We start from the raw sequence: 6,899 nt of genomic DNA, 5'->3' as shown, positions 1-6,899 counted from the left end.
CGTGAGAATGTCCGTGAGAATGTCCGTGAGAATGTCCGTGAGAATGTCCGTGAGAATGTCCGTGAGAATGTCCGTGAGAATGTCCGTGAAGAAACTATTAAGCTCAATAACACTCAAAAGAAAATCATTAACCTTATTAAGCAAGATAAATATATTACTCAGGCAGAGATAAGTGAAAAAATGAACAAAACTACTAGGACAATAAGAAGAAATATGAAAATGCTTCAAGACGAAAATCTTATTGCCCGAGTTGGTTCGGATACAGCTGGATATTGGAAGATAACTGAATAAATAATAAATAAAATAATCCTTATTGCATTTCAAAATATCTAAGACTCTGGCCGCAAATTATGATTTTGTGGTAATATCAAAGAGTCAATCGGGAAATAGCTAATATTAGCCCCATGAACAAAAAGCAAGCAAAACCCACAGGATTACAGGCTTAGAAAAGCCAATTTATCTTGTGGGATTCTTTTTGAATAGTTAAATCGTCTGGAATTTTCATGATTCTAAAATAAAGAAATGGTACAAATATATTTAAAATTAATGATATTGTGTGTTTAAAATATTTCATATTGAAATTCGATACGTTATCATTCAAAAATGCAATTGACTTATAAATTTAATAGGGATTATAATGGTTTGAATAAGATGGGCTGATTGATTTTGAAAGTATTAAGAAATGGTATCCATTCTGAATGTTTATTTGGAGGGATTTTTTTATGCTTTTGATTTGCAGCTTTTACAAGTAAGCTATAATGAATGATTGAAGGATAGGTATAGATATGGAAAAAGTATCAAATGAGAATTATTTATTTACAAATAAAGATTTGTTGAGGCTGGTATTTCCCCTCATGATTGAGCAGCTTCTTGCTGTGGCAGTAGGTATGGCAGACTCTCTGATGGTTGCAAGCGTAGGTGAAAGTGCGGTTTCTGCGGTGTCTCTCGTAGATTCAATAAATATTTTATTGATAAATATTTTTGCGGCACTGGCAACCGGTGGAGCAGTTGTGGCAGGTCAACATATAGGAAGAGGTAACAGTGAAAAAGCATCAGAAGCCGGAGAGCAGCTTTTGGTATTTGTAACATTGATTTCATTGGTTGTAATGATAATCATGTATTTAAGTAGAGGCCTTATATTAAGTGTAGTTTTTGGCGCTATTGAGCCGGATGTTGCCGCTCATTCAAACACATACATGCTCATAGTATTTGCAAGCATTCCTTTTATTGCTATTTACAGCAGCGGGGCGGCACTCTTCAGGTCTATGGGTAATTCAAGGATAACAATGATTACTTCGCTCATAATGAACATTATAAATGTGGGTGGAAACGCTTTGTTGATATATGGATTTCACAGAGGAGTTGAAGGTGTTGCCATTCCGACACTTGTTTCAAGGGCGGTTGCTGCAATTATAATAGTTGCTTTGCTCAGGAATCAAAGTCTTGTTGTACACATAAGCAAGAAATTCAGATACAAGTACAATAAAGAAATGGTTAAAAATATATTACACATAGGCATACCGAACGGTATTGAAAACAGCATGTTCCAGCTTGGAAAGATATTGCTGCTCAGTGTTGTTGCCGGATTCGGAACATCATCCATAACAGCAAATGCGATAGGAAATACAGTTATATCATTTGGTATAATCCCGGGCATGGCAGTGGGATTAGGATTGGTAACCGTAGTAAGCCAATGTGTAGGTGCCGGTGATTATGGACAAGTAAGGTATTATACAAAAAAATTGTTGATGTATGCATACATTTCAATGATTGTTTTGAATGTGACAATAATATTTGCATGTCCATATATATTGGATATATTTCACTTGTCAAAGGAAACGACTGCTATAACAAGCCAGATTATAATATTTCATAACATTAGCGCATGCTTTATATGGCCATTGTCATTTACCCTCCCCAACACGTTAAGGGCATCTAATGATGTGCGTTACACCATGCTCGTGGGAGTAGGTTCCATGTGGATTTTCAGGATAGGCTTCGGTCTTATATTGGCTAAATACGTTGGCATGGGAGTGTTCGGAGTATGGGTAGCAATGGTTATAGACTGGTTTGTCAGAACAATTTTCTTTATGTTTCGATATAATAGTCATAAATGGGAAATCAGCGTCAATGAGCCGGTAATAATAAAATAATAAACGCTAATGAAAATAAAATTATTGAATAAATTAGTATAATGTGTTAGGTTTGATTCAAGTCACGTGTTAAATATAAAAGATAATGAAATTCATTAAATTAACCGGACTAATAACAAGAAAAGAAGCGGAAGAAGTGCTTTCCTTAAAAATCCCACAGCTCATCTTGCTGTGGGATTTAAAAATATTTTTATGTTTTGATTATAAAAAAGACTGATAAAACTAAACACTCATAAACCCTATTGTCAGATATGCTATAATGGACAATAATCCACAGATCAATGCGTAAGGTAATTGCGTATTAACATGATCTATATGGTCGGCTGCGGCGCCGGTTGATGCAAGTATAGTTGTATCTGACAGAGGCGAACAATGGTCTCCGAAAACCCCTCCACCTGCTACTGCAGCAAAACAAGCAACTACCAATGGCGTAACCTCGCCTCCTGAAAAATTAAATGCCAGCGGAAGTGCTATAGGCATGCATATAGCAAAAGTACCCCATGATGTTCCGGTAGCGAATGCCGTTACTGCCGCAATTAAAAATATTATTGCCGGTAATAGCTGAGGACTTAAAAATCCTTCAGTAACAGAAATAATGTAATTTGCGGTTCCCATAGTCTTGCTTAGTGAATTGATTGAATATGCAAGAGCTAATATCATTATAGCTGGAACTGCGCCCTTGACTCCATCTGTTATGGCATTCATAATTTCCTTAAATGGTATACCCTGAATGAACATGCTTACACTCATAAATATTACTACAAATAAAAATGCTTCCATTGTTTTTGCAGATTTTAAATGAATATACGTTCCAATTGCTATGGACATAATCATTATAACCGGAAGAACAAAGTTTAAAAATACTCTTTGCTGTATACCCTGATAAGCTTCCATTTCAGTTAGTTCTTTACCGATCAATGGCTCGGCTCCGTCCCGAAGTACCTTTCCTTCGTTCATAGCTCTTTCTTCAGCCTTTTTCATAGGCCCGAAATCCTTTATTATACCTGCGGCTATCAAGCCGACAAAAACAACTGTAATCAGTGCGTAAAAGTTAAATGGTATTGCTTTGATAAATAATCTCATTGCATCTTCCTGAGTTGCTATAGCACCTACACCTATAGCAAGCCCGCTAAGATATGCTGCCCACCCTGTTATAGGAACCATGACGCTAACCGGTGCAGCACCTGAATCCGCTATATACGATAATTTTTCCCTTGAAATCTTTGCCTTGTCAGATATACTTCTCATTGTTGTTCCGACAAATAATGGGCTGAAGGAGTCAGAGAAATATACAAAGCCGCCTAACAACCAAGCAACAAGCTGTACAGCTTTCCTGCTTAAATTTTTACTTTGGATATATTGAGAAAAACCTTGTATTGCCCCCGTTTTTTGGAAAAAGGCAACTAATATTGCAATAAACGTATTTAAAAGCATTACCCATGAAAAGCTTGTTGTTCCCAAGCTTGTTTTTAATAATGTTGGAAATCCCAATAAGCCTTGTCCTGCGATAAGTGTACCAACTAAACAAGCAAAAGCAAGTGATACAACAGTATTTCTGGTAGTAAAAGCAAGCGCAATTGCCAAAAGTGACGGTATAATTGATATAAATCCCATGTTTACTACTTCTTCCATTTCTTCCTCCTAGATTGTAATTATATTATTAGATTTCGTTACGGTTGCCGACGGTGCCGGATTCAAATCTTTATCCGCTATATTAAGTATGTCCTCCGGTCTTATCCATGGTCTGTTCTGAAGAGCACTTGTTTCTTCGTGTGTCAAATATCCCTTGTATGTAGTCAGGCTCCTTCTTAAGTATCCATCTCTGATACATGCTTCTTCGACTCCCAAATTCATAATATTTCTAAGGTGAGGCAAGACGGATGCTGCGTAAGCTACAGATGTTGAATTTGCAATTGCTCCGGGAATATTTCCAACACAGTAATGAACAACTCCTTCCTCTGTATATCTTGGCTTTTCATGTGTTGTTTCACGGAATGTTTCTATTACACCGTAATCGTTGCTGATATCTACAATTACAGAACCTCTTTGCATTGACTTTACCATTTCCCTGTCAATCAGAAACTCATTGCTTCCCTTTGGCCACTTTACACAGTTGATTACTAAATCCATCTCAGGAAGAAGTTTCTTGAGATTGTATTTTGTTGATATGACTGTATTTACCTTTTCATCATACATTTTTCCTATATCTCTTAAAGTTGCAATATTAATATCCATTACAGTAACCCATGCTCCTAAAGATTGAAGAACCTGAAGAGCATTTCTGCCGACTATTCCGCCACCAAGTACAAGAGCCTTTATGCCCGGAGCGCCTGCAAGTCCGCTTACAAACTTCCCGTTTCCGCCATTTATGGATAAAAGAGATTCAAGACCCATTAAGGCACCCTGTTTTCCTGCTGCTTCGCAGTTAGGCGAACCGTATCGATGCGAATCTTCTGCTGTAAATGCAATTACCTTTTTATCCAATAGCGCTTGAACTTCTTCACTGTGAGCAGCAGGATGGATGCAGGTAAATATAATTTGGTTTTCTCTGAGTAAATTGTACTCAGAATGCTCTATTTCTTTTACTTTAGCAACGAAATCACACCTATCATACATTTCTTTCATTGTTTCAACCATTTCAGCACCAACACTCACGTATTCTTCATCTGAAAATCCGGCTTTTGCGCCGGCATTCTTTTGCACTAATACCTTATGACCGTCACCACATATGCTTGCAACCTCAGATGGTGTAGCTATAACCCTGAACTCACCATTCTTAATATCTTTCAATACACCAAAAATCAAATTACTGCCTCCTTAATTATTTTGTCTTGATTTAGCACATGCATTATTCATGCCAAGAAGGATATTTGTAAAAAGGTTGAAATTTCATTAGTTATGGTAGAATTAAAACAAAAATGCACTTGTAAAACATTAATATTGCCCGTAAATGAGCAACGGTCTGCTCGTTTACGGGCAATTTATTAAATAAGATTAAATTTTTTTGATTTTCTCTGTAATGTTTGTCTTGGTATTTTCAATATATTAGCAGCCTTTGTCACATTGTAGCCTGTATTTATTAATACCTTTTCTATTATTGCGCTTTCATACTTATCAACCATTGTTACAAGAGGCTCTAATTTAATATTTGATTCATTGTTTATGTTCAGCATATAGTTGAATTTTCCTTCAATATCTGAAAAATCCAAACTCTCACTTGTGCTATTTACCATGCTGAGACCATAAATCAGCACATTCTCCAATTCTCTGACATTACCCGGCCAGTCATATTCATATAGCTTTTTATAAAGATTGGTGGAAACATACTTTATATTCTTGTTAAATGTCTTATTATATTTAGATACAATATAGCTGGTCAATAGGGGGATGTCATCCTTACGCTCCCTCAAGGGAGGAATATTGAAGCTTATTGCGCTCAGTCTGTAATAAATATCCTTGCGCATAGTGCCTTTTTCTATCGCCATCACCGGATCCTCGTTAATGGCTGCAATCACCTTGACATCAACTACTTTTTCTTCTTTTGAGCCAATACTCCTGAAGGTGCCGTCCTGCAAAACTCTTAATAGCTTTGACTGCAAGTGTGAAGGCATTGAATTGACTTCGTCTAAAAATATAGTTCCGCCCTCGGCCAGCTCTAATAATCCTATGTTATCCACCGCTCCGGTAAATGCACCCTTTGATGTTCCGAACAATATGCTCTCCAATAGGTTTTCAGGTATAGCTGCGCAGTTTTGAGCTATAAACGGCTTGTCTCTGCGCAGGCTCTCGTTATGTATAGCATGAGCAAACATTTCTTTGCCGGTACCCGTTTCTCCGCTTATTAAGGTTGGTAGATTGCAGTTAGCCGCAACCTTAATATACTTTTTCAATTCCTTCATACGTGTGTCATCAGTAATTATATTCTCAGTAACAAAGCTTGCACGACTTTCTCTTAAATCCAATTTGTTTACAGTTTTGCCCCCGGACGACGCTTCTGCTATTTTTGATCTGAAATTTCTTTCGTATAAATCGGTATCTATTTCAATTTCATCCTTAACATCTTTTTCATACTCACTCACAGATAAATCAATAGCACCTACAATTTTGCTGCTTGATTTGATAGGTATAGATAGAGATGTAATTTTTATAGGAACTCTGTCGGTTGATTTGAGAGTTTGATTTTCAACATAAAAAGGTACTCCGTGAATCATTGACTGATATGTACTGCTTGTATTTTCATCCAGATTTTCATAGACTTCAAGGAAATTTTTGCCAACGACTTCGTAATTTTCGTCAGCCTTAGAATTCAGCTTGTTGTTAAACTTTGCAGTAAATAAAATTTCACCCTCCAAGTCTATAATAGTAATTCCATCAATATAACCTTTATTGTTAAATAAATTTTTCATAAGCTCCATACTGCTTTTCTCCTGCTATATAATTTTATTCGAACATGATTTTATTGCCGGTAGTTTTATAATTTCTGCGGATATGACAATCTTGTGTCCTTCATGTGTTACCGTTGCAAATAGTCCTTACCTTCTTCAATAAAGCAATCATCGCCATTGTAAGAATACTCTTAACAGCATTATACAGCATATTAGAGAAAAATGAACACTATAATTCTGGACTTTATCTAAAATATAATATTATTACTGCTACCTATCAATGTTTATAGCTGTTGTAGAAATTCAATTATTTGACTTCTTAATGCAAAAACAGCTGATAAGAGTTGTTCTTATCAGCTGT

At 36.3% G+C, this 6,899-nt stretch carries 5 protein-coding genes; 2 read left to right on the top strand and 3 right to left on the bottom strand.

Annotated elements, in window-relative coordinates; translation table 11 throughout:
* Together HZF24_RS07580 and HZF24_RS07575 are read left to right on the top strand one after the other, a co-directional pair.
* The coding region (locus HZF24_RS07580; RefSeq protein ID WP_179237692.1) for a winged helix-turn-helix domain-containing protein at positions 1-291 on the top strand (291 nt) is incomplete at its 5' end.
* Positions 292-785: 494 nt separating this feature from the next.
* Positions 786-2,153, top strand: a complete 1,368-nt coding sequence (locus HZF24_RS07575) for an MATE family efflux transporter (RefSeq protein WP_179237691.1) — start codon at positions 786-788, stop codon at positions 2,151-2,153.
* A gap of 222 nt (positions 2,154-2,375) precedes the next feature.
* On the opposite strand, the gene HZF24_RS07570 is transcribed toward HZF24_RS07575, so the two are convergent.
* The 3 genes from HZF24_RS07570 to HZF24_RS07560 form a co-directional block, all read right to left on the bottom strand.
* Entirely contained in the window at positions 2,376-3,785 is a 1,410-nt protein-coding gene (locus HZF24_RS07570) for a Na+/H+ antiporter NhaC family protein (RefSeq protein ID WP_179237690.1), read from the bottom strand.
* A gap of 9 nt (positions 3,786-3,794) precedes the next feature.
* The gene (locus HZF24_RS07565; RefSeq protein ID WP_179237689.1) at positions 3,795-4,958 is read right to left on the bottom strand and encodes an alanine dehydrogenase; all 1,164 of its coding nucleotides are present in this window, start codon (positions 4,956-4,958) and stop codon (positions 3,795-3,797) included.
* A 179-nt stretch (positions 4,959-5,137) separates the two neighbouring features.
* On the bottom strand, positions 5,138-6,559 hold the full coding sequence (locus HZF24_RS07560; protein WP_246345990.1) for a sigma-54 interaction domain-containing protein: 1,422 nt from the start codon (positions 6,557-6,559) through the stop codon (positions 5,138-5,140).
* Between the last annotated feature and the right edge of the window lie 340 nt (positions 6,560-6,899).

This window comes from Sedimentibacter hydroxybenzoicus DSM 7310, from assembly GCF_013403245.1.
In the GTDB taxonomy this organism is placed as follows: Bacteria; Bacillota; Clostridia; order Tissierellales; family Sedimentibacteraceae; genus Sedimentibacter; species Sedimentibacter hydroxybenzoicus.
This window is presented reverse-complemented; position numbering and strand designations above follow the sequence as displayed.

Coding starts and splice junctions, on each gene's coding strand:
- HZF24_RS07575 (WP_179237691.1), top strand. CDS start 786: ATGGAAAAAGTATCAAATGAGAATTATTTATTTACAAATAAAGATTTG.
- HZF24_RS07570 (WP_179237690.1), bottom strand. CDS start 3,785: ATGGAAGAAGTAGTAAACATGGGATTTATATCAATTATACCGTCACTT.
- HZF24_RS07560 (WP_246345990.1), bottom strand. CDS start 6,559: ATGAAAAATTTATTTAACAATAAAGGTTATATTGATGGAATTACTATT.